The organism is Deinococcus marmoris DSM 12784, from assembly GCF_000701405.1.
GTDB lineage: Bacteria > Deinococcota > Deinococci > Deinococcales > Deinococcaceae > Deinococcus > Deinococcus marmoris.
Map to the genome: position 1 here is coordinate 1 of NZ_JNIV01000069.1, position 24,176 is coordinate 24,176.

Annotated in this window: 28 protein-coding genes; 19 read left to right on the forward strand and 9 right to left on the reverse strand. The window is 66.0% G+C overall.

The window, feature by feature from the left end; genetic code table 11:
• The 9 genes from Q319_RS24660 to Q319_RS0115495 form a co-directional block, all read left to right on the forward strand.
• On the forward strand, window positions 1-310 hold a 310-nt coding region (locus Q319_RS24660), incomplete at its 5' end, for an IS66 family transposase (protein ID WP_029483375.1).
• Between the two features lie 44 nt (window positions 311-354).
• A complete protein-coding gene (locus Q319_RS26340) occupies window positions 355-708 on the forward strand; it encodes an NADPH-dependent FMN reductase (protein WP_245619289.1) in 354 nt (117 codons plus the stop codon).
• A gap of 67 nt (window positions 709-775) precedes the next feature.
• Entirely contained in the window at window positions 776-1,957 is a 1,182-nt protein-coding gene (gene murG / locus Q319_RS0115465; RefSeq protein WP_029483377.1) for an undecaprenyldiphospho-muramoylpentapeptide beta-N-acetylglucosaminyltransferase, read from the forward strand.
• Window positions 1,958-1,977: 20 nt separating this feature from the next.
• Window positions 1,978-3,399, forward strand: coding sequence for a UDP-N-acetylmuramate--L-alanine ligase (gene murC, locus Q319_RS0115470; protein ID WP_029483378.1), 1,422 nt, complete (start codon window positions 1,978-1,980; stop codon window positions 3,397-3,399).
• A complete protein-coding gene (locus Q319_RS0115475) occupies window positions 3,396-4,352 on the forward strand; it encodes a UDP-N-acetylmuramate dehydrogenase (protein ID WP_051655449.1) in 957 nt (318 codons plus the stop codon). The genes murC and Q319_RS0115475 overlap by 4 nt, the downstream gene beginning before the upstream one ends.
• 26 nt (window positions 4,353-4,378) lie before the next feature.
• Entirely contained in the window at window positions 4,379-5,044 is a 666-nt protein-coding gene (locus Q319_RS0115480) for a cell division protein FtsQ/DivIB (protein WP_245619285.1), read from the forward strand.
• 11 nt (window positions 5,045-5,055) lie between these two features.
• The gene (ftsA, locus tag Q319_RS24665; RefSeq protein WP_029483381.1) at window positions 5,056-6,393 is read left to right on the forward strand and encodes a cell division protein FtsA; all 1,338 of its coding nucleotides are present in this window, start codon (window positions 5,056-5,058) and stop codon (window positions 6,391-6,393) included.
• A gap of 191 nt (window positions 6,394-6,584) precedes the next feature.
• Window positions 6,585-7,655: a cell division protein FtsZ gene (gene ftsZ, locus Q319_RS0115490; RefSeq protein ID WP_029483382.1), complete on the forward strand. Its 1,071-nt coding sequence runs from the start codon at window positions 6,585-6,587 to the stop codon at window positions 7,653-7,655.
• 389 nt (window positions 7,656-8,044) lie between these two features.
• Entirely contained in the window at window positions 8,045-9,199 is a 1,155-nt protein-coding gene (locus Q319_RS0115495) for a branched-chain amino acid ABC transporter substrate-binding protein (RefSeq protein ID WP_029483383.1), read from the forward strand.
• Between the two features lie 64 nt (window positions 9,200-9,263).
• Here Q319_RS0115495 and pfkA read toward each other — a convergent pair whose 3' ends face one another.
• From pfkA to Q319_RS0115515, 4 genes are all read right to left on the reverse strand, one after another.
• Window positions 9,264-10,271 carry a 6-phosphofructokinase gene (pfkA, locus tag Q319_RS0115500; protein ID WP_029483384.1) on the reverse strand — a complete coding sequence of 336 codons (1,008 nt, stop codon included), beginning with the start codon at window positions 10,269-10,271 and terminating at the stop codon, window positions 9,264-9,266.
• A gap of 69 nt (window positions 10,272-10,340) precedes the next feature.
• Complete coding sequence (gene rsmI / locus Q319_RS0115505; RefSeq protein WP_081846092.1) at window positions 10,341-11,297, reverse strand: 16S rRNA (cytidine(1402)-2'-O)-methyltransferase; 957 nt, start codon at window positions 11,295-11,297, stop codon at window positions 10,341-10,343.
• The gene (locus Q319_RS27935) at window positions 11,290-11,550 is read right to left on the reverse strand and encodes a hypothetical protein (RefSeq protein ID WP_029483386.1); all 261 of its coding nucleotides are present in this window, start codon (window positions 11,548-11,550) and stop codon (window positions 11,290-11,292) included. The genes rsmI and Q319_RS27935 overlap by 8 nt, the downstream gene beginning before the upstream one ends.
• The gene (locus tag Q319_RS0115515; RefSeq protein WP_029483387.1) at window positions 11,547-11,975 is read right to left on the reverse strand and encodes a hypothetical protein; all 429 of its coding nucleotides are present in this window, start codon (window positions 11,973-11,975) and stop codon (window positions 11,547-11,549) included. The genes Q319_RS27935 and Q319_RS0115515 overlap by 4 nt, the downstream gene beginning before the upstream one ends.
• 166 nt (window positions 11,976-12,141) lie before the next feature.
• On the opposite strand from Q319_RS0115515, the gene Q319_RS0115525 reads away from it, so the two are divergent.
• From Q319_RS0115525 to Q319_RS0115545, 5 genes are all read left to right on the forward strand, one after another.
• The gene (locus tag Q319_RS0115525; RefSeq protein WP_029483388.1) at window positions 12,142-12,582 is read left to right on the forward strand and encodes a 23S rRNA (pseudouridine(1915)-N(3))-methyltransferase RlmH; all 441 of its coding nucleotides are present in this window, start codon (window positions 12,142-12,144) and stop codon (window positions 12,580-12,582) included.
• 116 nt (window positions 12,583-12,698) lie between these two features.
• Entirely contained in the window at window positions 12,699-13,313 is a 615-nt protein-coding gene (locus Q319_RS0115530) for a GNAT family N-acetyltransferase (RefSeq protein ID WP_029483389.1), read from the forward strand.
• Between the two features lie 83 nt (window positions 13,314-13,396).
• Complete coding sequence (locus Q319_RS0115535; protein WP_156039386.1) at window positions 13,397-13,858, forward strand: hypothetical protein; 462 nt, start codon at window positions 13,397-13,399, stop codon at window positions 13,856-13,858.
• Between the two features lie 153 nt (window positions 13,859-14,011).
• Window positions 14,012-14,929: a phospho-N-acetylmuramoyl-pentapeptide-transferase gene (mraY, locus tag Q319_RS0115540; protein ID WP_029483391.1), complete on the forward strand. Its 918-nt coding sequence runs from the start codon at window positions 14,012-14,014 to the stop codon at window positions 14,927-14,929.
• 33 nt (window positions 14,930-14,962) lie between these two features.
• Entirely contained in the window at window positions 14,963-15,904 is a 942-nt protein-coding gene (locus tag Q319_RS0115545; RefSeq protein WP_029483392.1) for a class I SAM-dependent rRNA methyltransferase, read from the forward strand.
• Window positions 15,905-15,911: 7 nt separating this feature from the next.
• On the opposite strand, the gene Q319_RS0115550 is transcribed toward Q319_RS0115545, so the two are convergent.
• Window positions 15,912-16,133, reverse strand: a complete 222-nt coding sequence (locus tag Q319_RS0115550; protein ID WP_029483393.1) for a hypothetical protein — start codon at window positions 16,131-16,133, stop codon at window positions 15,912-15,914.
• A 131-nt stretch (window positions 16,134-16,264) separates the two neighbouring features.
• Here Q319_RS0115550 and abxC point away from each other — a divergent pair, with 131 nt between their 5' ends.
• On the forward strand, window positions 16,265-16,906 hold the full coding sequence (gene abxC / locus Q319_RS0115555) for a monothiol bacilliredoxin AbxC (protein ID WP_029483394.1): 642 nt from the start codon (window positions 16,265-16,267) through the stop codon (window positions 16,904-16,906).
• Between the two features lie 58 nt (window positions 16,907-16,964).
• On the opposite strand, the gene Q319_RS0115560 is transcribed toward abxC, so the two are convergent.
• Complete coding sequence (locus Q319_RS0115560) at window positions 16,965-17,381, reverse strand: organic hydroperoxide resistance protein (protein WP_029483395.1); 417 nt, start codon at window positions 17,379-17,381, stop codon at window positions 16,965-16,967.
• A 118-nt stretch (window positions 17,382-17,499) separates the two neighbouring features.
• Window positions 17,500-19,092, reverse strand: coding sequence for a flotillin family protein (locus Q319_RS24670; protein ID WP_051655451.1), 1,593 nt, complete (start codon window positions 19,090-19,092; stop codon window positions 17,500-17,502).
• Between the two features lie 241 nt (window positions 19,093-19,333).
• Between Q319_RS24670 and Q319_RS0115570 the strand changes: the two genes are divergently transcribed.
• The 3 genes from Q319_RS0115570 (at window position 19,334) to Q319_RS0115580 (ending at window position 22,315) form a co-directional block, all read left to right on the forward strand.
• Complete coding sequence (locus tag Q319_RS0115570; protein ID WP_051655452.1) at window positions 19,334-20,215, forward strand: hypothetical protein; 882 nt, start codon at window positions 19,334-19,336, stop codon at window positions 20,213-20,215.
• A complete protein-coding gene (locus Q319_RS0115575; protein ID WP_029483398.1) occupies window positions 20,212-20,628 on the forward strand; it encodes a DUF8082 domain-containing protein in 417 nt (138 codons plus the stop codon). Before Q319_RS0115570 ends, Q319_RS0115575 begins: the two co-directional genes overlap by 4 nt.
• A gap of 220 nt (window positions 20,629-20,848) precedes the next feature.
• Window positions 20,849-22,315 carry a HAMP domain-containing protein gene (locus Q319_RS0115580; protein WP_029483399.1) on the forward strand — a complete coding sequence of 489 codons (1,467 nt, stop codon included), beginning with the start codon at window positions 20,849-20,851 and terminating at the stop codon, window positions 22,313-22,315.
• Between the two features lie 83 nt (window positions 22,316-22,398).
• Here the strand turns inward: Q319_RS0115580 and Q319_RS0115585 are convergent, their stop codons facing one another.
• Window positions 22,399-22,854 (reverse strand): ferritin-like domain-containing protein, encoded by a 456-nt coding sequence (locus Q319_RS0115585; protein ID WP_029483400.1) that lies wholly within the window; start codon window positions 22,852-22,854, stop codon window positions 22,399-22,401.
• Window positions 22,855-23,073: 219 nt separating this feature from the next.
• On the opposite strand from Q319_RS0115585, the gene Q319_RS0115590 reads away from it, so the two are divergent.
• Window positions 23,074-23,784 carry a YqjF family protein gene (locus tag Q319_RS0115590; RefSeq protein ID WP_245619287.1) on the forward strand — a complete coding sequence of 237 codons (711 nt, stop codon included), beginning with the start codon at window positions 23,074-23,076 and terminating at the stop codon, window positions 23,782-23,784.
• Between the two features lie 82 nt (window positions 23,785-23,866).
• Here Q319_RS0115590 and Q319_RS24675 read toward each other — a convergent pair.
• Window positions 23,867-24,176 (reverse strand): IS66 family transposase (locus Q319_RS24675; protein ID WP_029483375.1); only part of this gene is annotated, 310 nt, incomplete at its 5' end.

Genomic DNA, 24,176 nt, shown 5'->3' on the forward strand with positions numbered 1-24,176 from the left:
CCGCCGGGGAAAACCCAGGCAAACTCCGGGCCGGAATTTGGCCTTGCGGTGTCAGAAGCACCGAGATGCGGTGCTTCTGTTTCTCGAACGGGACGACGTTCCCTTCGACAACAACCAGGCGGAACGGGATATTCGGATGTTCTGTATCAAGCGCAAAGTGTCAGGTGGGTTTCGGTCTCTGACTGGTGGAGCGGCGTTCTGCCGGATTCGCAGCTATATCTCCACACTTCGCAAGCAGGGCATACATGTCTGGCAGGGCCTCGTGAGTGTATTTCGCGGTGACATCCTCATGCCCGACTTCTCGCGCTGAGTAGTTACCTTCCCCATTTCAATCCAGACATTGAAGAGCAGGAGATTGCTGCCGTCTCTGCCCTCCGCGCTGCCCTGAATACCGCTGACGCCGTACTGATCGCCTGCCCGGAGTACGCGCATGGGCTGCCGGGAGCTTTCAAGAACGCTCTGGACTGGGTGGTGGGCAGCGGCGAGTTAAGCGGCAAACCCGTGCTGGCGCTCAACACCTCAGCCAGATCGATTCACGCCCCAGCGCAACTCACCGAGGTGCTGCGGACGATGGACGCGCGGGTGCTGGAGGACATGCTGATCGAAGCGCCGCGTCAGGCTGGAGACGTACTGGACGCGCCTGGAGTGTTCCAAAAACTCCAGGATATGTGGCGCGGCCTCCTCCAGACCACAGACACCCCGGCCTGAGCGCCCCCGCCCTTCCGACAACCCACACCCCCACAGCCCACAACCCAATCCTCTACACTGCGCCCCAATGGCTCTGGTGGTGATGGCGACAGGTGGAACGGGCGGACACATTTACCCGGCGGTGGCAACCGCGCACGAACTCATTTCGCGCGGGCACGCGGCCATGATTCTGGGACAGCGCGGCGGCATGGAGGAACGCATCGCCGCCGATCACGGCCTGTTGTTTCAGGGCGTGGACGCGGGCAAGCTGGCCCGCAGCGGGCAGGGCCGCCCGGACCCGCGCGAGCTGATCCGCGCCGGGCAGGGTATCGCTCAGGCGCGGGCGGTACTGTCCAAACTGAAGCCCGGCGCAGTGGTGGGCTACGGCGGCTTTGCCAGCCTGCCGGGGGTGCTGGCCGCCCAGAGCCTGCGGATTCCCACCGTGCTGCACGAACAGAACGCCCGCCTGGGCCTGACCCAACGGCTGGCGGTGCGTCAGGCAAAAGCAGTGGGCACGGCCTACGAACGGGTGCTGGGCCTGGACCCCCGCAAAGCCACGATGGTGGGTATGCCCGTGCGCGAGGAACGCATGGACCGCATGGAGGCCCTGAGCCGCCTGAAACTGCGCGTCGGCCCGCTGACGATTCTGGTGATGGGCGGCTCGCAGGGGTCGCTGTTCCTGAACAACAACGTCCCCGATACGCTGCGCAACATCCTGGGCACCGAGGGCCTGCTGGAAAGCGGCTCGGCGGCCACCACCGCCCGCATCGACCTGCAATTCGAGGCCCAGGACGAGGGCAACCTGTTCCGCGATCTGGTCTCGGAGGCGGTGGGCAGCGAGGCCATTCAGGTCATCCATTCCACCGGGCCGCGCTGGTTTCCAGAGGTCGCCTCGCGCGTGCAGGACATGGACTGGTATCACGCCACGGGCTTTGTGGACGCGGTGGCGGCGTGGTCTGCGGCAGACCTGGCGATCACGCGGGCGGGCACGGGCACGCTGGCCGAGGCGGCGTTTCATGGCGTGCCCACCATCATGGTGCCGCTGCCCGAATCGGCGGAGAACCACCAGTTCCACAACGCCCGCATGGTGCAGGAAGCCGGGGCCGGAATCCTGGTGGAACAGGCCCGCGTGAACGCCGATCTGGGGGCGGCAGTGTTACAGTGTTCCTCGCCCGCCGCCCGCGCCGAGATGCGCGACGCGGCCCTGGGACGCTCCCCGGTGGGCGCAGCCGGACGCTTCGCGGACCTGATCGAAGGCAAGTTGCGCTGATGGCCCCACCCTCCTCTGACATGACTGATTCCCCTCACACAACCCCACCCCTGCCGCCCCAGATGCACTACCACCTGATGGGCATCGGCGGCATCGGCATGAGCGCCTTTGCCCGCCTGCTGGTGGCGCGTGGCGCGCGGGTCAGCGGCTGCGACGAGAGCAGCACGGAACTGACCACGCAACTCGGGGCCGAGGGGATCGCCGTGGAGCCCGGCCACGCGGCAGCGCATGTGACCACCGAACCCCACGGCAAAATCGACGTCCTGGTGGCCTCTGAAGCCGTGCCTAAAGATCACCCGGAACTGGTGGCCGCACGGGCGGCGGGCATCGAGGTCCGCCCGCGCATGGCGCTGCTGGACGAGCTGCTGCGCGCAGGCCCCAGCATCGGCGTGATCGGCACGCACGGCAAGACCACCACCACCAGCATGATCGCCGTGGCGCTGGCCGGGGCCGGGCTGGACCCCTCCGCCTTCGTGGGCGGCATCGTGCCGGAGTTCGGCAGCAACGCCCGCGTGGGCGCTGGACCATTCGTGGCCGAGGTGGACGAGTCGGACCGCGCCTTTGCCGAGCTGGGCAGCGAGACTGCCGTGTTCACCAACGCCGAGGATGACCATGTGGGCGGCAATCAGGCCACCTACTGGGCCACCGTGGAGGAGCAGCACGCCGGATTCGCGCGCTACGTGGCGCAGTCGGGGCGCGTTCTGCTGTGCGCCGACTGGCCGGGGCTGGCCGAGCTGTGCATCGGGGCAAAAGAAATTCTCAGCTACGGACAGGCCGAAGGGGCCGATTACCGCGCCGTGAACCTGCGCCCGGACCCGGACGGCACCTCATTCACCATTCTTTTCAGAGGCGAGACGCTGGGCGAGGCGCGCGTGGGTCTGCCGGGCCTGCATAACGTGCTGAACGCACTGGCGGCGCTGGCCGTCAACCATCTGTACGGCGGCAATTTCGGGTCAGCCGCCGCCGCCCTGGCCGCCTTCGGTGGACCGGGCCGCCGCTGGCAGCGCATCGGCACGCTGAATGGGGCGCTGGTCATCGACGATTACGCGCACAACGCCACCAAAGTTGCCGCCGCCGTGCAGGCCGCGCGCCAGACCGGGCGGCGCGTGCGGGTGGTCTTTCAGCCTCACCGCTATCTACGAACCCAGCAGAGCTGGCCCCGGCTGGCCGACGCTTTAATGGACGCCGACGAGGTGCTGCTGCTGGACATCGCCGCCGCCTCGGAAACGCCCATTGAGGGCATCCACGCCACGCTGATCTCGGACCGCATGGCGGGGAACGGGCATACGGGCATCCGTTACCTGCCGGACCGCGCCGAGGTCTTGAGTGTGCTGCGCGAATCGGCGCAGTCCGGCGACATTATCGTGACGATGGGCGCGGGCGACGTGTGGAAGCTGTCGCGTGAGCTTGTGGAACCGGAAGCTGGCGGGGTGTCGGGGTGACCGCCGACTTCCAGAGCAAAGACTTCCAGAGCAAAACGGGCGCGCGGGTGGAACGCCTGCCCCTGGCCCGCTTCACCACCCTGGGCGTGGGCGGCGAGGCCGAGGTCTGGTTCGTCTCTGACCATGAGCAACTGGCCGAGGCGATGGCGGCTCCGTACCGCATCCTGGGCGGCGGCAGCAATCTGGTCATTTCTGATGAGGGCGTGCCTGAACGCGTCATCCGCCTGAGCGGTCCACTGGCCGAGCGTGACCTGACCCCGGACCCTGGATTGAGCGGGAGCGGTGGAGACGGGATCGTGACGGGCTGGGTGGGCGGCGGCGTGCCCCTGCCCGGACTGGTCCGCGCGTTGCAAAAGCTGGGCTACAGCAACCTGGAGGGGACCGTGGGCATTCCCGCGCAGGTGGGCGGCGCGGTGTGGATGAACGCCGGAACCCGCTACGGCGAGATGTTCGATGGCCTGCACACGCTGGAAATCGCCACGCCGGAAGGGCTGAAGGTAATCACCCCCGATGACCTGGGCTGGGGCTACCGCGACAGCGGGATTCCGCGCAACCACATCGTCACGCGGGTGCGCCTCAAGTTGCAGCGCAGCACGCCGGAAGAGGTGCTGGCGAAAATGACGCTGGCCGACACCGCCCGCAAGGGTCAGCCCAAGATGAAGACCCCCGGCTGCGCCTTCAAGAATCCTGGCGGCGTGGGGGCCGGGCGGCTGATCGACGAAGCCGGACTGAAGGGAACGCAGGTGGGCAACGCTTTAATCGCCCCCGAACACGCCAACTTCATCGTCAATCTGGGCGGGGCGACGGCTGCCGATGTTCACGCCCTGCTGGACCTGATCCGCGCGCGGGTGAACGTGCCGCTGGAGCTGGAGTACGAGCTGTGGCCGGATGACGCGCTCAGGCAGGGCGCGCCAGCCTCCGCAGTGACGCAGTGGTCTGCGGAACTGAAGTGAGCGGTCCCGGCGACTCCGATTCTGAATTGAGCGCCCCGGTCCCCTCGGTCTCGACATTGCGCCCGCCGTCCCGCCGCCGCTGGTGGTGGATCGGCGGCGGCGCGGTGCTGTCCGGGGCACTGGCGGCGAGCTGGTTCGCGCTGCCCATCCGTACTGTTGAAGTGATGGGGGAGCAACACCTGAACGACGGGCAGGTGCGCGAGCTGGCAGGTCTGACCCCTGATTTTGGCTGGCTGTACTACGGCGCGTGGCGGGCGCGTGGGCTGCTGGACGATCCCTGGGTTCTCTCGGCGTCTGTCACGCGGCGTTTTCCTGACGCCGTGACGGTGCAGGTCAACGAACGCAGCCCGGTGGCGCGCTGGCAGAAGGAAGACGGAACCGTGGTGTGGGTGGCGGCGGACAGCACCATTTTACCCATGACGCCTGAGAAAAGCGCCGAACTGACCGCCCTTCCCCTGATCCAGGGCTGGGGGCCGTCCCGTCTGGAAGACGCCCTGAAGGTGTTGACTGCCCTGGGCGGTTACAATGTTGAGTCGGTGGCTTACACTCCAACTGGACTCCGGGCAAAAATGCCCACTGGATCGGTCTGGAGCGGCGACCTCAAATTCTTACTCAAGTATGCTGGGAGCATCGGCATGTACCCAAAACAGAACATTAACATCTACCCCTGGGGGGTGAGCGTCCAGGAATGAAGGACAACGCAATCAGGGACAACACCATCATCGTGGGCCTGGATATCGGGACCACCAAAATTACCACTGTCATTGGCGAGGTCGCCTCTGGCGGCGGCATCGACATCATCGGCGAGGGCAGCGTGCCCAGCGAGGGCATGAAGCGCGGCAGCGTGGTCAACCTGGAACGCGCCACCCACGCCATCAAACAATCTGTGCTGGCCGCCGAGCGGGTGGCCGGGGTCAAGGTCAGCAGCGTGTACGTCTGCGTTGCGGGCAACCACGCCAAGGCCATTACCAGCCACGGTCTGGCCGCCATCCGGCGCAACCAGGAAATCGGGCAGCCGGACGTGGACCGCGCCATCGAAAACGCCCGCGCCGTGCCGCTGGACCCCAACCTCGAAATCATCCATACGTTGCCGCAGGAATACGTGGTAGACGGTCAGGAAGGGATCAAGAGTGCGGTGGGCATGCACGGCGTGCGTCTGGAAGTCGACGTGCATATCGTGGCCGGGACCGCCGGGCCTCTGCTGAACCTGCGCCGCTGCGTGCAGGAGGCGGGCCTTCAGGTCGAGGGCTTTGTGCTGCACGTCCTGGCTTCCGGTCTGGCCACGCTGGAGGCGCTGGAACAGACCCAGACCGTCATCGTGATTGATATGGGCGGCGGCACCACCGATATCGGGGTGTTCAAGCGCGGCAATCTGGCGCACTCGGCCACCATTCCGATTGGCGGCGAACACGTCACGGCGGACCTGGCGCAGATCCTCAAGATCCCCATGGAGGAAGCCGAGAACGTCAAGAAGCGTTACGGCTCGGCCCTGCCCGATCTGGCCGATCAGGACCTGACGCTGGAGATCACCACCGCGTCGGGCAGCACCCACGCCATCAGCGCCTTCGAGCTGTCGCGCATCATCAAGCCGCGCCTCTCGGAAATCTTCTCGATGATCCGTGAGGAGATCGACCACACCCTCGGCCCCGCCGAGCTGGTGGCGCAGGGCGTGGTCCTGACCGGCGGCGCGTCGCTGCTGCGCGGCACGGTAGAGCTGGCCCGTGACCGCTTCCGCCTGCCCGTCCGCATCGGGCGTCCGCGCGGCATCAGCGGCCTGACCGACATCGTCGGCGGCCCCGAACACGCTGCCAGCGTGGGGCTGGTGCTGTACAGCCTGGGCGAGAACGGACGCATTCCGCAGATCGTGTTTCAGGAAAAGGAGCCGGAAAAGGCTTCTCAGCCACAGGACCCGATCATCAAGGATGCCACTCAACCCAAACCCAGTCCCAAACCCAATCCCATTCCCACCAAGACCACGCAGCCGAACGCAGGTTCGGGCCTGATGAGCCGCGTACGCAACTGGCTCAAGGAATGGACCTGAGATGACATCGGCAGGGTAAAGATGTGTGAGAGCTGATTTTCTTCAGTTCTCGCCTTCCTTTATCTGCCTCGCCAAACCTTTCCGCCGCATCCTGTGCGAAATCTCGCATAAAGGTGCGCTAAACTACCACCAACCCAGACAGTGACCTCTCCTCTGCCCAGCAGACTGGAACGAGGCAAGGAGAAGATGAGATGCAAGCGGCCAGAATTCGCGTGATCGGCTTGGGCGGGGCAGGCAACAATGCCGTCAACCGCATGATTGAATCGGGACTCGAAGGCGTGGAGTTTATCGCCGGGAACACGGACGCCCAGGTGCTGGCAAAAAGCCACGCCGAGATCCGTATTCAACTCGGTGACCGCCTGACGCGCGGCCTGGGCGCGGGCGCGGACCCGGACGTGGGCGAGAAGGCCGCGCTGGAAGACCGCGAACACATCAAGGAGTATCTGGGCGGCACCGACATGCTGTTCATCACGGCGGGCATGGGCGGCGGCACCGGCACCGGCTCTGCACCCGTGGTGGCCCAGATCGCCCGCGAGATGGGCATCCTGACGGTGGCCATCGTGACGCGCCCTTTCCGCTTTGAAGGCCCCAAGCGTCTGCGGATCGCCGAGGAAGGCATCAGCAAGCTGGCCGACGCGGTGGACGGCATGATCGTGGTGGACAACGAGAAACTGCTGACCGCCGTGGACAAGAAGGTCTCCTTCCGCGAGGCGTTCCTGATCGCGGACCGCGTGCTGTACTACGGCGTCAAGGGCATCAGCGACGTGATCAACGTCGAGGGCATGATCAACCTGGATTTTGCGGACGTGCGCAACCTGCTGTCCAACAGCGGCACGGTCCTGATGGGCATCGGCGCGGGCCGGGGCGAGAAGGTTTCCGAGGAAGCCGCCATGAGCGCCATCCACAGTCCGTTGCTGGAACGCGGCATCGAGGGCGCGCGCCGCATTCTGGTCAACGTGACGGGCAGCTACGACCTGAGCATGACCGACGCCAACGACATCGTCGAGAAGATCCGTCAGGCCACCGGCTTCGAGGACCCCGATATCCTGTTCGGCATCACGCCGGATGAGGCTGCGGGGGACGAGGTCCGCGTGACCGTGATCGCCACTGGATTCAACGAGACGCCTATGGGCATAGCGACTGGCCCAGGTGGACGCAGCGGCATTCCCGAGACCATCCGCCCCGTGCGCGGCAACGGCAGCAGCTACGATCCCAAGGATTACGACATCCCCGCCTTCCTGCGGAACGTCGAGCGCGAGTAGAAGACAGGGTCGACAAGAAGGCCGGGGCAGATCGCTCCGGCCTTCTTGCATTGTCGAAACTGATCAATAATGTGGAGAGTAACAAACCCGCTCGTTATCCAGCAAAATTGAACACCATCATACAGGAATAGATTGCCCCCAAGAGCTGCGCCACAGCGAGTAAAATGACGACTCTTCCATCATCAAAAAGTACCTGAAGATATGTGATTGATCGGCCTCTGTTCATGGTGAAATTCTCTCCTCATTAACAGGACCAATTTGACACAGTTGGCGAAAATCGTTAGGCTGATGAAATCTATTTGCAATTGATTCTGGCCTCTTCAATCTCGACCTGTACATAGTAAGGGCTGAAATTTTCATCTTGAACGCCGAGTCTCCTGGAGGAATGAATGAAGAAAATGACCTTGAATCTGATAATCCTGGGCCTTCTTGCTACTGGCGTGGCAGGCGCGCAGACCACCATCAAGATCGCCAGTCTCTCGCCGCTGTCGGGGAGCCAGAGCTTTACCGGCACGCTGCTCAAGAACGGCACGCAACTGGCTGTCGACGAGCAGAAGGCCGCTTTCAAGAAACTGGGCTTTGATCTGCAATTCGTCGGCTACGACGATCAGGCGGACCCGGCCACCGGCACGGCGGCGGCGCGCAAGATCGCTTCTGACCGCACGATTCTGGGCGTGGTGGGGACCATGAACAGCGGCGTGGCGATTCCGGCCAGCGAAGCGCTGAAGGCCAGCCACGTCACGATGGTCAGCCCAGCCGTGACCGCCAACGAGGTCACGGACCGGGGACTGGCCAACATGAACCGCATCGTGGCCCGCAACGACGCCCAGGGACCGGCGGGCGCGCAGTTCATGATGGACAGGCTGAAGGCCAAGTCGGTCTACATCCTGAACGACAAGACCTCCTACGGTGAGGGACTGGCCGCCGAGGTCGAGAAGACCCTCAAGGCGGGCGGGGCCAGGGTGGTCGTCAACGAGGGCACCGAGGAAAAGAGCGACTTTTCCAGCATCATCGCCAAGATCAAGTTGCAGAAGCCGGACGCGGTGTATTTCGGCGGTATCTACACGCAGATCGGCATCTTTATCCGTCAGTTGCGTGACGCGGGCATCACCATTCCTGTGGTCGGCGGCGACGGCCTGGACAGCACCGAACTGGCGACCATCGCGGCCAAGGGTGCCAACAACATCTATTACACCACCATCGTCGCGCCGCTGGAGTCGCTGCCCGCTGCCAAGACCTTCACGGCCAACTACCGCAAGGCATTCAAGACCGTGCCTGCCGGGTACGCCGCGTTCTCCTACGACTCGGCCAACGTGATCGCACAGGGCATCCTGGACGCGGCCAGAGCCAACGGCGGCAAGCTGCCCAGCCGCACGCAGGTGGAAACGGCCATCCGCAAGGGCAGTTTCAAGGGCCTGCTGTCGGGCGACGTGACCTTCAACAGCGTTGGGGACCGCAACTCAGTCACGCTGTACATCATGAAGGTGGAGGCGGGCAAGCAGAGCCTGTCGGCGCAATCGACGGTCAAGCCGCCCAAGCAGTAAGCAGCAAAGTGAGGGCGGGGCGCAGAGGATCACTCTCTGCGCCCCGCCCCTTTGGATGCCCTCCCTAAACGCTGAGTTTCTTGGCACAGCGGTAGAGGTCGCGGTTGACGTCCTTGCGCTTTTCCCAGGTCTCGTGCAGCGGCGTGTGGATGATGTTGCTGCCGTGCCGCCCCACCATCACGCCGCTGACGCCGTCCATCAGGGCGTAGACGGCTGCCTCGCCCAGACGGCTGGCCAGAATGCGGTCACTGGAGACCGGGGCACCGCCGCGCTGGATATGACCCAGGATGCTGACGCGGGTTTCAAGGCCGGTCCCCGCCTGAATGGCGTCTCCCACACCCTGCGCACCGCCCGGCACGCCCTCGGCCACGATCACAATGCTGCCGGTCTTGCCCTTCTTGACGCTGTCCTTGACGATCTGGATCACGTCCTCAATGGGCTTGTCGTCCTCGGGAATAAAGACTTCCTCCGCGCCGCCCGCCACTGCCACATCCAGCGCGATATGCCCGGCGTGGCGGCCCATCACCTCGATCACGAAGATGCGCTCGTGGCTGGCCCCGGTGTCGCGCAGCTTGTCCACGGCGTCCAGCGCAGTTTCCACGGCAGTGAAATAGCCGATGGTGTGATCGGTTCCGTACAGGTCGTTGTCGATGGTGCCGGGGACGCCGATCACTGGAATGCCGTGTTCCTGCTCCAGCAGATGCGCGCCGTGAAAGCTGCCGTCGCCGCCGATCACGATCAGTCCGCCCACGCCGTTATCCCGCAGATGCTGCGCGCCGCTGGCCCGGCCCTCGGGGGTGCGCCAGGTGGCGCTGCGGGCGGTCAGCAGGATGGTGCCGCCGCGCTGGATGGTGTTGGCCACGTCACGCGGGCCGATCAGCTTCAGCTCGCCCCGGTGCAGGCCCGAAAAGCCCCGGCGCACGCCCATGACCTCCAGCCCTTCAAAGGCGGCGGTGCGGACCACCGCGCGGATGGCCGCGTTCATGCCGGGCGCGTCGCCGCCGCTGGTCAGGACCGCCACGCGCTGGATGCCTGCGGGGTTGGGGTGCGGGGTGGGAATGAATTCAGTCATATTCAGTCTCGCTTTTCGGGGAAAGGAAAGATCGGAGGGAAGGTGGCGCTGTGGTTCAGCCCAGTCGATTCAGCTCGGATCGGAAAGATCTGGCCCGGCCTTCTCTGTAACCCGCAGGGCCAGGGCATAAGCGTCATTCTTACGCAAACCCTGGGCCATCAGGGCGTCACGTATATCCCTGGCCGTTTTTCCCTGCGCAGCCAGCCCCACCGCCTCCGCCTCATGATCGGGCGCGGACGCGTCTGGATCGGCCTCGCCTGCCGGACGCCCCGTCACCACCACCACGATCTCGCCCCGTACTCCGGCGGCGAACTTCTGCGCCAGCTCCGCCAGGGTGCCGCGCACCGTTTCCTCGAACTTCTTGGACAGTTCGCGGGTCACGCTGGCCGGGCGCGACTCGCCACACGCGCCTGCCAGATCGCTCAGCGTCGCGCCTAAACGGTGCGGACTCTCGTACAACACGCTGGTTTCTGCGCGGGCAGCCACGGCAGACAGCCGGGCCTTGCGCTCGCGGCCACTGCGGGGCAGGAAGCCCTCGAAGGTAAAGCGCCCACTGTCCAGCCCCGACAGCACCAGCGCGGGCACGAAGGCGGTGGCTCCTGGCAGCACCTCTACCGGAATGTCTGCCGCGATGGCCGCCGCCACCAGTTCCGCGCCCGGATCGCTGATGCCGGGGGTGCCCGCATCCGAGACGTAGGCCAGCCGGGGGTATTTTTCCAGCGTGACGGAAGCGCGGCTCATGGTGTGGGCGTCCAGGCGCACCAGCGGCCTGCGGATGCCCAGATGCGACAGCAAGGCCCCGCTGCGGCGGGTGTCCTCGCAGGCCACCGCGTCCGCGCCCCTCAGCACCTCCACGGCGCGCAGGGTGATGTCTCCCAGGTTGCCGACAGGGGTGGGCACCAGCCATACGCGCGGGCCGCCCTGTGAGCCGGAGACAGGGGCAGTGGGTTCGGCAGGCTGTTCGTCAGGAAATGCAGAGCCGCTCCACTCAAGATCACTCGATTCAGGACCAGTCAACTCAGTCATCGACTCCAGACGGCAGAAGCGTCAGCGTCAGATTCGCCCCCATCAGTCCTGCGCCGTCAGTTCCGGTGGCGGCCAGCCCGACATTAGGCTTGATCCTCACCTTGACCTTGCGGGGCCGCTTGAGAACGTTGGTGATGCGGGCACGCAGCAACTCGCCCTCGCCCACGGTGACGGTGACCACCGTACCCTCGGGCAGGCGGGTGCCCAGCACCACCACCACCCCGTTTTCCACAATGCCCTTGTAGGCCCTCATGCTTCCCTCCCCTGGGCGCGGCGCTGCCGCCGGTTTGCCCTGGACAATGCTTCCTGCAAAGCCACGATTTCCGATTCGCGTGCCCCGCCCAGCCGGGCGTAGCGGTCAATGGTCTCCGCTGCCTCGCGCCGGCGGTCCAGCCGCAGCAGAAGCGCACCCAGATGCTCCCCACCCACGAAGTACGAGCGGGGATTTTCCGGGTCCGCCAGAATCTGCGCGCGGGCCTTTTGCATTCTGGACAGCGCTTGCTGATGACGGCCTACCTGCCAGCGCACCAGATACAGCGCCAGCCCGAAAGTCAGCAGCGCGCCCAGCACCGAGATGGTGATGGTCTGTGAGACCCCGAAACCCGCACCCAAACGCAGCGTCAGCGGGAAACAGAAGGCCAGCACCACCATCACCGCCAGCGTGGCCGCGTAGTTCATGCGTCGCCCCGCCTGATGACGGTCAGGGCGGCGTTGAGGAGGATGCCGCTCTGGGGAGTGGCGTACAGAACCATGTTCCACATTCTAGCGGGCGGCGGCAGGCAGGGGCCGTCAGTCGGCTCACGCTGTCCGCCCGGCACCCACGCTGGGGCGTTAGGCTGCCCCCATGAGGCTGCACCTGATCACCATCGGAGAACCCCGGCTGGCCTACGCCCGCGCGGGCTGGGACGAGTACGCCACGCGGCTGCGGCGCTATCACAAGCTTCAGGTGAGCCGCGTGGCTGGCAAGACACAGGCTCTGGAAAGTGAGGCCATTCGCAAGGCCGCCGGAAACGCGCCCCTGATCCTGCTGGACCCGCGCGGACGGCAGTTCACCTCGGAGGGCCTGAGCGCGTATCTGGACGCCCGCGCGCTGGGCGGCACCGGGGAACTGGCCCTGGCGGTGGGCGGTCCCGAGGGCCACACCGACGAGTTGCGGGCCGGAGCCGACGCGCTGTGGAGCCTGGGCGAACTGACCCTGCCGCACGATCTGGCGATGGTGGTGCTGGCCGAAGCGCTGTACCGCGCGGCGACGATCAGCGCGGGCGAGCCGTATCACCGGGGCTAGGCTGCGCCGTCTGACAGTCAAACGGTCTGAAAATCTAACCGCAGGTGAACTGTCTGTGTTTCTGGCGGTCAGACCTTTGGACCGTTTGACCCCGCCCCTGTCCTAGACTTCCCGCCGTGACCCCTGACGCTCCTGCCCCCGAAACCGAGTGGTTCCAGACGCCCACCCTGCGGGGACGACATGTCTTTTTAGAGGGTCTGGACGAATCGCACGCCGCCGACCTATGTGCCGGGGCGGACGACGAAACGGTGCGACTGCTGGCGCGGGGCGGCCCAGCCGAGGCCACGCCCGCTGCCTGGGCCGACTACATCGGGCGGCTCAATGCCCTGCCGAACCGGATCAATTTTGCCGTCTGTCTGCGAGAGAGTGGCGTATGCGTGGGCCGCATCAGCTACAGCGAGATCAGGTGGGCAGACCGCTGGACCGAAATCGGGACCATGCTGCTGCCCGCCGCGCAGGGCACCGCCGTGAACCCGGAAGCCAAGCTGCTACTGATGGCCCGCGCCTTTGAGGTGCTGGGCGCGGGCCGCGTTCATTTCAAGGTAGACAGCCGCAATGCCCGCAGCATCCGCGCCATGCACAAACTGGGCGCGGTACAGGAGGGCACGCTACGGCAGTATCAGGTGGTTCCTGACGGCTTCGCCCGTGACAGCGTGGTGTTCAGCGTGTTGAGGGGCGAATGGCCCGCCGTGAAAGCTGGGCTGGAAGCCCGCGTCGCCTCACTGATCTGACCTCCCATCTGTCCAGGCTCCTCATCTGGATGAGCGCACCGCTAACGATTGACAAAGGAATGCCTGTTAGCCTCATGGGCACTATGCCCACGCCGCGCCCCGCCCTCGTTTCCATCCTTACCCTGAGTCTGCTGGGATCTTCCGCCTCCGCCCTGATCGTCCCCATGAGCGGCTGGGTACCGGTGAACGGCAACGCCAACGTCTGGACCGACACCAGCGGGGCCTGTCTGCTGCGCGAGGAACGCTCCGGGCAGGCGTTCCCGGTGCTGGCCTCGCAGCAGGAGGCACTGGCCTTTGCGGCCAAGCTGCGCGTGCAACTGAGCAAGTCGATGGGTCCGGTGGTGGTTCAGCCGGTGGACCGCGCTGGATTCTGGGCCGTGCTGGCCGCCTACGACTACAAGAAGGAGGACGCGACGTACAAGGTCTCGCAGCTCTATATCAACGACGCGGGAATCCTGCGGACCGTGACCGGCAGCAGCGCCGACGGCGAGAAGGGCGCGTGCGTGAACGCCATGCGCGAATTTATCCGCTATCTGGCAGATTGAGGGCTTGCAGATTGAGGGCAGACGGGTGGCCGGGATCTGCTGGCAGAACTGAGGACCGGGCCGCCCAGCGCCCGCGTGCTACCCTCGCCAATTGATGTGTGAACAACATTTGCCCCCCCTTCCTGTGTCAAGTGCCGACTTGAGGACACAGCCATGATGGTTGTTGCCGCGCTGCTCTCCTTGCTGCTGGTGTGGCTGTTTATCCGTGCCAGCAAGGCGCAGGGCTGGGGGCAGCCGGTCCGCAAGGACGGTCCTCAGACGCACCTGATCAAGGAGGGCACGCCCACGGCGGGCGGCGTGGCCTTCGTGCTGGCGCTGGCGCTGGTGTTCTTTCCGCTGTACTTCACGGGCAATGCGGGCGGCCCCCGCGAACTGCTGATCATGCTGACCGCGCTGGGCATGGGCCTGATCGGCGGCATAGACGACTTCCTGAAGGTCCGTTCGCGTATGAAGGGCAGCGGAAAGAAGGAACTGATCGCCCGCGAGAAGATGCCCCTGCAACTGCTGGTAGGTCTGCTGTTCGGCTGGTTCGCCGCGCCGCTGGCCGCGCATGAACTGGTGCCGGGCTTCGGGCAGATTGGGGACACGGTTTTGCTGACGCTGGTGATGATCGGCAGCGTGAACGCCTTCAACTTCACCGACGGGCTGGACGGCCTGCTGGGCGGCGTGGCCATTATCGTACTGCTGCCGCTGCTGGCGCTGTCGCCCATCTCGGCGCTGCTGGTGGCCGTGCTGCTGGGCTTTCTATGGTTCAACGCGCACCCGGCCAGGGTGTTCATGGGCGACATGGGCAGCCACGCCATCGGGGCCATCGCGGCGGGCGCATATGTGCTGTACGCCGATGTGTGGCTGCTGCCGCTGGCCGCCATCATTCCGGTGGTGGCCGTGCTGAGCGTGGTGATTCAGGTGGTGTCTTTCCGCACCCGCAAGAAGCGCGTGTTCAAGATGAGTCCCATCCAGCACCACTTCGAGCTGAGCGGCTGGCCCGAGACCCACGTGACCCTGCGCTTCTGGGTGGTCACGGCGGTGGCGACGGCGGCAGTGTGGTGGATTCTGGGCGGCAGGCCGTAGTGAAAGGCGTCCCGTTCTCTATTCACAGATTCCATGCTTGACAGTCTCCCCCATCTGCTTGCCCGCCGCGCCCATCTGCCCGCGCAGGGCACCACCTTCTACCGGGGCGTCCACACCACCGAAACTGCCGGGGAATTCGCTCTGGACGTGACCGGGGACGTCGGGGTGCTGAGTCTGTACGCTGATCTCTCGCCGGAGGAAGAGGCAGAATTAGCTGAGGCTTGTGGCAAGGCGGCGGGGCTGGCGGGCATCTATCTCAAACGCCGCCCCCCCGAAGCGCGGCACGCGGCGAATGTGGAGCGGGACTGGCTCTCACCCCCTGATCCCGTCTGGGGCGAGGCGCGGGGGGAAGTCACGGCGTTGGAAAACGGCGTGCCCTTCCTGATCCGCCCCGGCGCGGACCTGAGCATCGGCCTGTTCGCGGACGCCCGCCCAGCGCGGCAGTGGGTCCGGCAGCACGCCCCGGCGCGGGTGCTGAACGCCTTCGCCTACACCTGCGGTTTTGGCGTGAATGCCTCGCACGGCGGCGCGGAGGCCGTCAAGAACGTGGACCTGTCGCGCAAGGTGCTGGCCTGGGGGCAGGAGAACTACGCGCTGAGCGGCCTGAATGCCCCCGACGAGGACTTCCTGTACGGCGACGTATTCGACTGGTTCCGGCGGCTGGAACGGCGCGGTGAGACCTTTGATCTGGTGATTCTGGACCCTCCCAGCTTTGCGCGGGGCAGGGCTGAAGTCTGGCGCGCGGAGCGGGATTACGGGCGGCTGGCAGCGCTGGCGGCGGCGGTGACCGCGCCGGGCGGGCAGATCATGACGCTGGTGAACCACGCGGGCGTCTCCCCGGCCAGCTTTGAGCGCATGGTCCGGCTGGGTTTAGAGGGAACCGGGCGACGGGGCCGCGCCGCAGAAAGCCTGGGCGCAGGCGAGGACTTTCCGGGGGCCACGCACCTGAAAGCGGTGGTGTGGGCGCTGGACTGAGTGCCGATCAGGTTTCTTCGGGCAGGCGGAAGGGGGCCAGTTTGCCCGCCGCGAAACTACAGATCAGGTCACCCAGGGCAATGTCCTCGCTCATGGCCTCGTAGACGGTAAAACGGATGACCTCGCCCGCCTCCACGCGGCGCAGCACATTCAGCGTGACCCAGCCGCTGACGGTGATCTCGCCGTAGGTCATGCTGAAGAATTCGGTGGCGTCGGGCGGACTGGACATCCTTCAAAGATAGTGCGGCCCCCGCTTTTTCGCCCCGTACGCCCGGCCCACCCCCCCCCAATATGCCGAATTCCACCCCCACTTGTGGGCCGCCTCACTTCGTTTTGTAAAGCGGCGGGTATGCTGGGGGTATGACGCAAACCGCTGACGCCGAGAAACAGGTTCTGGTCCCGTTGACCACACCAGAAGAAGTCGATCAATTCCTCCAGGATTACCCGCTGGCCGCCGTGTTCAAGGCCGGAACCTGCCACAAGACCATGCAGGGCTTCGGCGTGCTGGAAACCTTCTTGCAAGAACACGAGCTGCCGGTGGGCTTTATCCGCGTGGTGGACTGGCGGCCCGCCAGCAACCATGTGGCCGAGATGACCGGCATCGTCCACCACAGCCCGCAACTGATGATCTTCAAAGACGGTCAGGTGCAGTTCGAGGTCAACAACTGGGACATCACCCCCGAGGTGCTGGAGCCGGTGTTCGCGCAGGTGCCGGCCCGCAGCACCTCGGGGAGCGTGCAGACCGACGACAACATCGAGCCGTACCGCCGCCTGATGCGCGACTTCGTGGACGGCAAGGTCAGCGACTGGGCGTTTCAGGACCAGTACGTGACCATGTTCCGCGACGACGCCAGCCTGCGCAGCCAGCGCGAGTTTGAGCTGCTTTCCCGCCTGTTCGGTGATCCCGACGCCTATCACGGCGGCCTGCACCAACTGGGCCAGCCCCAGGAGCGCGGCGAGTTGAAAGACCGCGTTCAGCAGCTCCTGACCGAACTGGGCTAAATCGAGGGCAACACAAAGAGCGCCGGGCAGTGTGTCCGGCGCTCTTTGTGTTGCCCGCTTACTTGACGCTGAGGCGCACGTCCACGTTGTTGCGCGTGGCGGCGCTGTAGGGGCAGACCTCGTGGGCCGCCTTCATCAGGTCCATGGCCTGTTTTTCGTCCATGCCGGGAAAGTGGCCCTGGAGTTCCACGTCCAGCGCAAAGGCTCCGGTGTCATTGCTCAGGCCCACCATCGCCGTGATGGTCTGATCGCCGGGCAACTTGATCTTGTCGCGGCGGGACACGACGCCCAGCGCGCCCTGAAAGCACGCCGCGTAGCCAGCGGCGAACAGTTGCTCGGGGTTGGTGCCGGGGCCGTCGTCGCCGCCCATGCCCCTGGGCACGCTGAGGTTCAGGTCGATGCGTCCGTCGTCGCTCTTGGTGTGTCCTGCGCGTCCGCCAGTGGCGGTGGCCTGTGCTGTATAGAGGTTACTCACGGCCTCAGAATGCCACAGAGCCTGGATGTCAAAAGGAAGCCGTCTGGACTTGAAACCCCCTCCGCAGGGGAAAGGGGTCAGGGGTGGATGGTACAGCTCGGAACGAGAGGGTTCGCTGCTAATCGTTCGCCGCCGACACCGTGTCCTTCGGCGTAGGCGTCTCACCCGGCGTCAACCTGTTCTGCAACATGCTCAGCAGATTGACCCCGGTGGCGTTCTCCACCTGCTCCACCAGCCCGATGATGTTGGCGGGCATGGTCTGCATGGCACTCCTCACGGCGCGTCCGTCGCCGCTGTCGATCACGGTCACCTTGTCGATCTGCATGCCCCGCACGCTGCCGGTGATCTGCTCGATAATCGCGGGCAGCATGTTCAGCACGTAGGCGCGCTCGCCTTCGGGTCCGGCGTCGCGGAAGGCTTCCACCATCAGCTTGACGGCCTCGGCCTTGGCGCGGCCTTCCTCGATGATCGGGGCGGCGGCGGCCTGGGCTTCCAGCAGTTCAGCCTCGCGGCGGGCGCGGGCGGGGGCCACCACATCGGCTTCCAGACGCTTCTGGTTCAGGATAATCCGCTCCTGTTCCAGTTGCTGCTCGGCCACCACGCGGGCGCGTTCGGCCCCCACTTTGGCCTCGTTCTCGCGGCTGGCCGCCACGGCTTCCAGCTCGGCGCGGCGCACCCGCAGCTCGTTCTCGCGCTCCAGGATGGCCTGCTGGGAGGCGGTCTGGGCAATCACTGAACGCTGTCTGGCCTGGGCCTCGGCCTCGGCAGCCTCGGCATTCTGCTCGGCCTCGATCACGCGGGCCTGGCGCTGGGCCTCGGCCTTCTTCTGGCGCAGGAGGGCTTCCAGGGCGGCCTGTTCCTGCTCGAAGTTCTGGGTGGCGCGGACCTTGGCCAGTTCGGATTCCACCGTGGCCTCGTTCTGGCGCGAGAGTTGAATGGCCCCCAGCTCTGTGCGGCGAACCTCCAGCTTGTTCTGCTCCTCCAGAATGGCCTGCTGAGCGATGGACTGCGTGACCTGGGCGCGCTGCACCGCCTGGGCCTCGGACTGGGTGGCTTCCGCGTTGCGCTCGGCCTCCGCCACGCGGGCTTCCTTCAGCACCTCGGCGGTCTGCCGCCGCCCGATGCTTTCCAGATACCCGGCGATGTCAGAGACGTTCTGGATCTTAAGGGTATCGAGCTTGATGCCCAGATTGTTCATGTCATGCTCGGCCTCCTCGATCAGCGATTCGGCAAAGCGCAGGCGGTCCTGATTGATTTCCTCGGGGGTCAGGGTGGCGATCACGCCGCGCAGGTTGCCCTCCAGGGTGTCGCGCACGATGTTGGTCAGGGCGGCGCGCGGCACGTCCAGAAAGCGCTCGATGGCGTTGCCCAGTTGCGGATCGGAACCGTTGATCTTGACGTTGGCCACCGCGTGGATCTTGAGCGGAATGCCGCCGCGCGAGTAAGCATTTTCCACGGTCAGGTCCAGCGGAATGGTGGTCAGGTCCATCCACGACACCTTTTCCAGCAGCGGAATGCGGAAGGCGCGCCCGCCACGAATCACGCGGTAGCCCACCGTGTCGCCCTCGGCGGTCTGGCGGCTGCGCCCCGAGATGACCAGCACCTTGTTGGGCGGCACCACGATCAGCAGGTTCTGAATGAGCATGATCACCAGCACGATGCCGACGACGATGATGCCCGCGACGAATAGAACAGGAATGAAGTCGTTCATGGGATGTTCCTCCAGTAAGTGAGTACGCGGTGAGTCGGGGTGAAGTTCCCCGGACGCGGTCAAGGGCAAAAGACGAGGCGGGAAAGTGAAATTTTCAACGCCTGTAAGCGGGGAGTAAGAGGGTCTGGGGTGTTATGGGCTTCATTCTCAGTGCCGCACTCCTCTTCACGCTCCTCACCGCCCAGCTTCCCGATCATTCAGCCCACCGCCTGCCCTCGACTCTGCCCCCGGGACCCTGCCCATGACTGAATCCCCCACCCTGCCGCCGCCAACCGCCCCGCCTCCCCTGCCCCTGGACCGCGTGATCTACGCGGACCTGTGTACCGACCATTACCCCTGGACCGAGATCATGCTGGACCTGGAGACCCGCCAGGCCGCAGGCTTCAGCGGCGTGCTGGACGCCGTGCAGGGAGACCGCTGGGCACGTTTTGTATGGGTGCGGGGGCAGTGCCTGGGCGGCTTCACGGGCGGCGGGCAGGCGGTGACCTGGGACGTGACCCACGGCGGCCTGCCGCGCGCCCGAGTGCGTCTGGGCGAGTGTTCGCCGCCTGTGGGCGCGGTGGTCTGGACCAGCCGCGCGGCGCGGGCGGGAGCGCTGGCTGGACGCTGGCCCGACACGCAACTGATCCTCAAGCGCGAGCAGTTCTACGGTCTGGTGGTCTCGGAGGAGCTGTGCAGCGTGTGGGAATCGGGGCAGGTGTTGGCCGGACACCTGCCGGACGACGGCGCGCTGTGTGTGGCCTACTCGCCCAACACGGCAGAGAACCGTGAGCAGTTGCTCCAGTTCTGGCGTCATCTACTGGCCGCCGTTCACAGCAACGTTTCGCTGGATGAGGTCTGGCAGCAGACCTGCGTGCGCCTGAGCGCCGAGCATCCCTGCCTGGACCCCTTCGTGCGTGAGGTCACGCTGCGCGGCGGCGTCCTGAACATCGATCCGAGTGTGGCTGTCGGAGAATTCCGCCCAGCGCTGCAAACGGCGCTGCGGGTGGCCCTGATGACCCTGGGCGTCAGTCTGGACGATCTGGCACTGGGTGACCTGCCGAACCGCCCTGAATGGGCCGCCGCCGGACTGGGCGGCCCGGTGGCGGGGGCCGCTTCACAGCGCCGTCAGGTGGGCCGGTGAACGCTGCTGGACGGGCGCTGACGTGGCCCGACGGCCTGCGCGCCGAGATGGCCCTGCCGTTTGCGCTGTGGCGCACACTGGACCTGATCGACGGCACGCGCGACGCCGCCGAGGTGGCCCGCCTGGCCGGACTGAGCGCCCCCGAACTGCGCCGCAAACTGCACGAGGCGCAGGGGTGGATTACCCGCGCCGAGGACCACCAGCGCCCGGTGACGGACGAGGCGGCCCGGCAGGTCACCCAGTGCCTGACCCAGGTGGTTGGCCCGGTGGCCGAACTGATGGTGGAAGAAATTCTCGAGGACCTGGGGGGGGCCGCCACCCTGAGCGCCCTGCTCTCGGGTTTGACCGCCGAACTGACCCCGGAACAGACGGGGCGTTTCGCCGGACATCTGCGCTCCCAGGGGCTGGCATGAATACAGGAGCTGGCATGAGTACAGGGGCTGGCATGAATCTGGGAACCGGTTCAGAAACCGGCACGAGACCGGGACCAGACCCGCGAAGACCGGCGCAACGACACACAGGGCGAAAAACGATCAAAAGCAGGGCAAACAGTGCAAGGCGGTCAGCAGAGCTGCGCCGTGAGGAACCGCGCAACACCGTGCAGGGCCGGGCAGCGGCGGGAGGGGGCCAACCATGAAATACACCGTGACCATTCAGCAACCCGTGCAGGCCGAACGTCGGCGCGGTCTGGAACAGCAACTGAGTGAGCGCTTCAACCTCAGCGCCGAGCAGGCCGGGCGGCTGTCTGGACGCCGCACCGGACGCCTGATGAAGCCCACCAGCCGCGCCCGCGCCGAACTGTTGCTGGACGTGTTTCAGTTGGCCGGGGCGGCGGTGGCTCTGGAAGAGGTTCAGGAAGAGACCCAGATGATCAACGAGCCGTTCCAGGGTCTGGCCGCCTCGCCCGCCACGCCCTTTGCCCGGAATGACGCCCCGGACGAGGCGTTCCTGGCCCCCTCGATGCCCGCGCCTGCCTGGCCCGGTTCGCCGGAAAGCAGCCCCGCCTCCCCCTTCGGCAGCATGTCCGCCTCCGTGGTCACCAACGATCCCTTTTCCACGGCGGCCTTCGGGGGCAGCTCCGCCCAGTTTTCGGGCGGGTCAGTGGCGGTGGCCTCGCCCCTGACCAGCATGGACACGGCGCTGGGCCAGACTTTCGGCGGCGCGTCCCCCACCTCCGACATGCCGCCCAGCGACGTCTGGTCAGACTTCACGGGCGCGCTGACCATGACCGACGCCACGGCCACGCCGGCTGCACCGTCCTCCGGGATGGGCAACGCCGTGACGATGGTGCCGGTGGTCCTTCCCGCCGGGACCGGGGAGGCCGAATCCAAGGGACCGCGCCGCAGCCTGACGCGTCAGCTCACGCTGGGCACGCTGGCCCCGCTGGCCCTGTCGAGCGCCGTAACGCTGGGGCTGCTGGCCGTGGTGCTGCCCGCCGTGCAGCGTCAGGCCGCGCAGGGGCAGGCCCAGACGCTGGCCGCCGCCGTGGGGGCCAACCTGGGCAGTGGGCAGCAGCTCGGTGCCCAGCTCAGCGCGCTGGCGGCCACGCCGGGAGTGGGCTTCGTGCGGGCCGAGTTGCCCGGCGGCCAGACCACGCTGCGCGCCCAGGATGCGGGGGTGACCAGCCAGAACAGGGAACTGTCGGCCTGGCTGGGCAGCCACCCCAACGGCGGCACGCTGAAACTGGGCAGCACCCAGTACGTGATAGCGCAGGCCACCTTCCGCAAGAACGCGGCGGGCAAGGCAGAGGTCATTCCGGTGGGGGCCGCCCAGGACACGCCCGTGCTGCGGCAGGTGGTGGTGGGCGTCCCGAACACCCAGGCCAGTTCTGCCCTGCGGACCGCGCTGCTGCTGGTGCTGCTGGCGGCGCTGCTGGGTCTGGCTCTGGGGGGCTGGCTGGCCAGCCGCGCGGCCCGGCAGATCACCCGGCCCATCGAGCGGCTGGTCAAGGCCGCCGACGCCATCAGCATGGGCGACCTGTCACGCCCGGTCCACGCCGATCAGAACGACGAAATCGGGGACCTGTCGCAGGCGCTGGAGCGGATGCGCCAGAGCCTGGAAGCCGCGATGGAACGCCTACGCCGCCGCCGCAAGACCTGAGCGCACAGCAGAAGAGGGGGCCGGAGATCAACACTCCGGTCCCCTCTCTGCACAGATTCTCTACTCTCTGCGCTTAACCTGATTCAGTCGGGCTTCATGCTGTGCTTCAGATCACGGATCTGATCGTGGCTGGTCTTGACCTGGGCATACTGGCCGTCCACGAAGGACCGCAGATCGGCGGGCAATTCCGCGTCGTTCATCACGTCCTGATAGTTCTGGATGGCCACGTCCTCGCCGCGCTCGGCCTCGGCCACCACGGCGTAGTCGCCCTTGCCCGTCACGGCGTCGCGAACATTCAGCCAGGTGCGGTGCAGGGCCGCGCCCACGCTGCCGCCCTTGTCGGCGTCGCCGCCCATGCCCTGAATCTTCGCGGCGACCTCGCCCGCAAGCGTGGCACGCTGCTGGCTGCGCTCGGTGAACAGGGTTTTCAGGTCAGGGGCATCGGCGTGATCGGCGGCCTGGGCAAATCCCTTCTCACCGTCGCGCAGGGTGCCCAGCAGGTATTGCAGTTTGTCGATGGCCTGTTCGTTGTTCATCATGGTGGTCTCCCCTTCGGCGTGGCGCGGCCCGGAGATGCGCGTAAGTGCATGTCAGGCGGGCTGCCCTTGCCGTTGTCCATCAGGCTAGACGCCAGCTCTGGGAGGGAATTGTGTGTGGCCTTAAGAAGCCTTCGGGTCTGGCCTTGAGAGGACCTTGACCCTCGCAGACTGGATTCCCTGCGAAGGTCCGCCGCTGGTCCCCGCGCTAGCCTCCGGGCTATGCCCCTGCCCACCCCAACCCCCTGGATACTGAGGATGGCCTGGCACGACCTGTGCTTCATGCACTGGTCCGTGGACGCGGAAGCGCTGGCCCGCACCCTGCCGCGCGGCGTGACCCTGGACACCTACGGCGGCAGGGCGTACCTGGGCGTGGTGCCGTTCCGCATGGCAGACGTGGCCCCGCGCTTCGTGCCGGGTGTGCCGGGCCTGAGCGCCTTTCCCGAACTGAACCTGCGAACCTACGTCACTGCGGGCGGCGAGCCGGGCGTGTGGTTTTACAGCCTGGACGCCGCGCAACCGCTGGGGGTGCGGCTGGCGCGGCAGTTCTTCCACCTGCCGTACTTTGACGCGCGGATGTGGGTTTCGCGTCGGGACGGCGTCACGCGCTACGCCAGCCTGCGGACACACCGGAACGAGCCGCCCGCCCGTTTTGCCGCCGCCTACCGGCCCATCGGCGAACCCATCGCCGCGCCGCCCGGCAGCCTGGAAGACTGGCTGACCCACCGCCTGAACCTGTACAGCGCCGATAAAAATGGACAGGTCTACCGGGGCCGGATTGCCCATCAAGCCTGGCCCCTGCGCCGCGCCGAGGCCGTAATCCGCGAGAACACCCTGGCCGAATCGCTGGGGATCACACTAGAAGGACTGCCCCACCTGCTGCACGCCGAGGAACTGCGCGTCCACGCCCACTGGCTGGAGCGGGTGAAGTAGAAGAAAGAGAGGAAATCCAGCCCTCACACAGTCTTTATCGTCAGGACCAACACCCCCAATTGCATTGATTGCAGGTAACTACTCAGCGCGAGAAGTCGGGCATGAGGATGTCACCGCGAAATACACTCACGAGGCCCTGCCAGACATGTATGCCCTGCTTGCGAAGTGTGGAGATATAGCTGCGAATCCGGCAGAACGCCGCTCCACCAGTCAGAGACCGAAACCCACCTGACACTTTGCGCTTGATACAGAACATCCGAATATCCCGTTCCGCCTGGTTGTTGTCGAAGGGAACGTCGTCCCGTTCGAGAAACAGAAGCACCGCATCTCGGTGCTTCTGACACCGCAAGGCCAAATTCCGGCCCGGAGTTTGCCTGGGTTTTCCCCGGCGG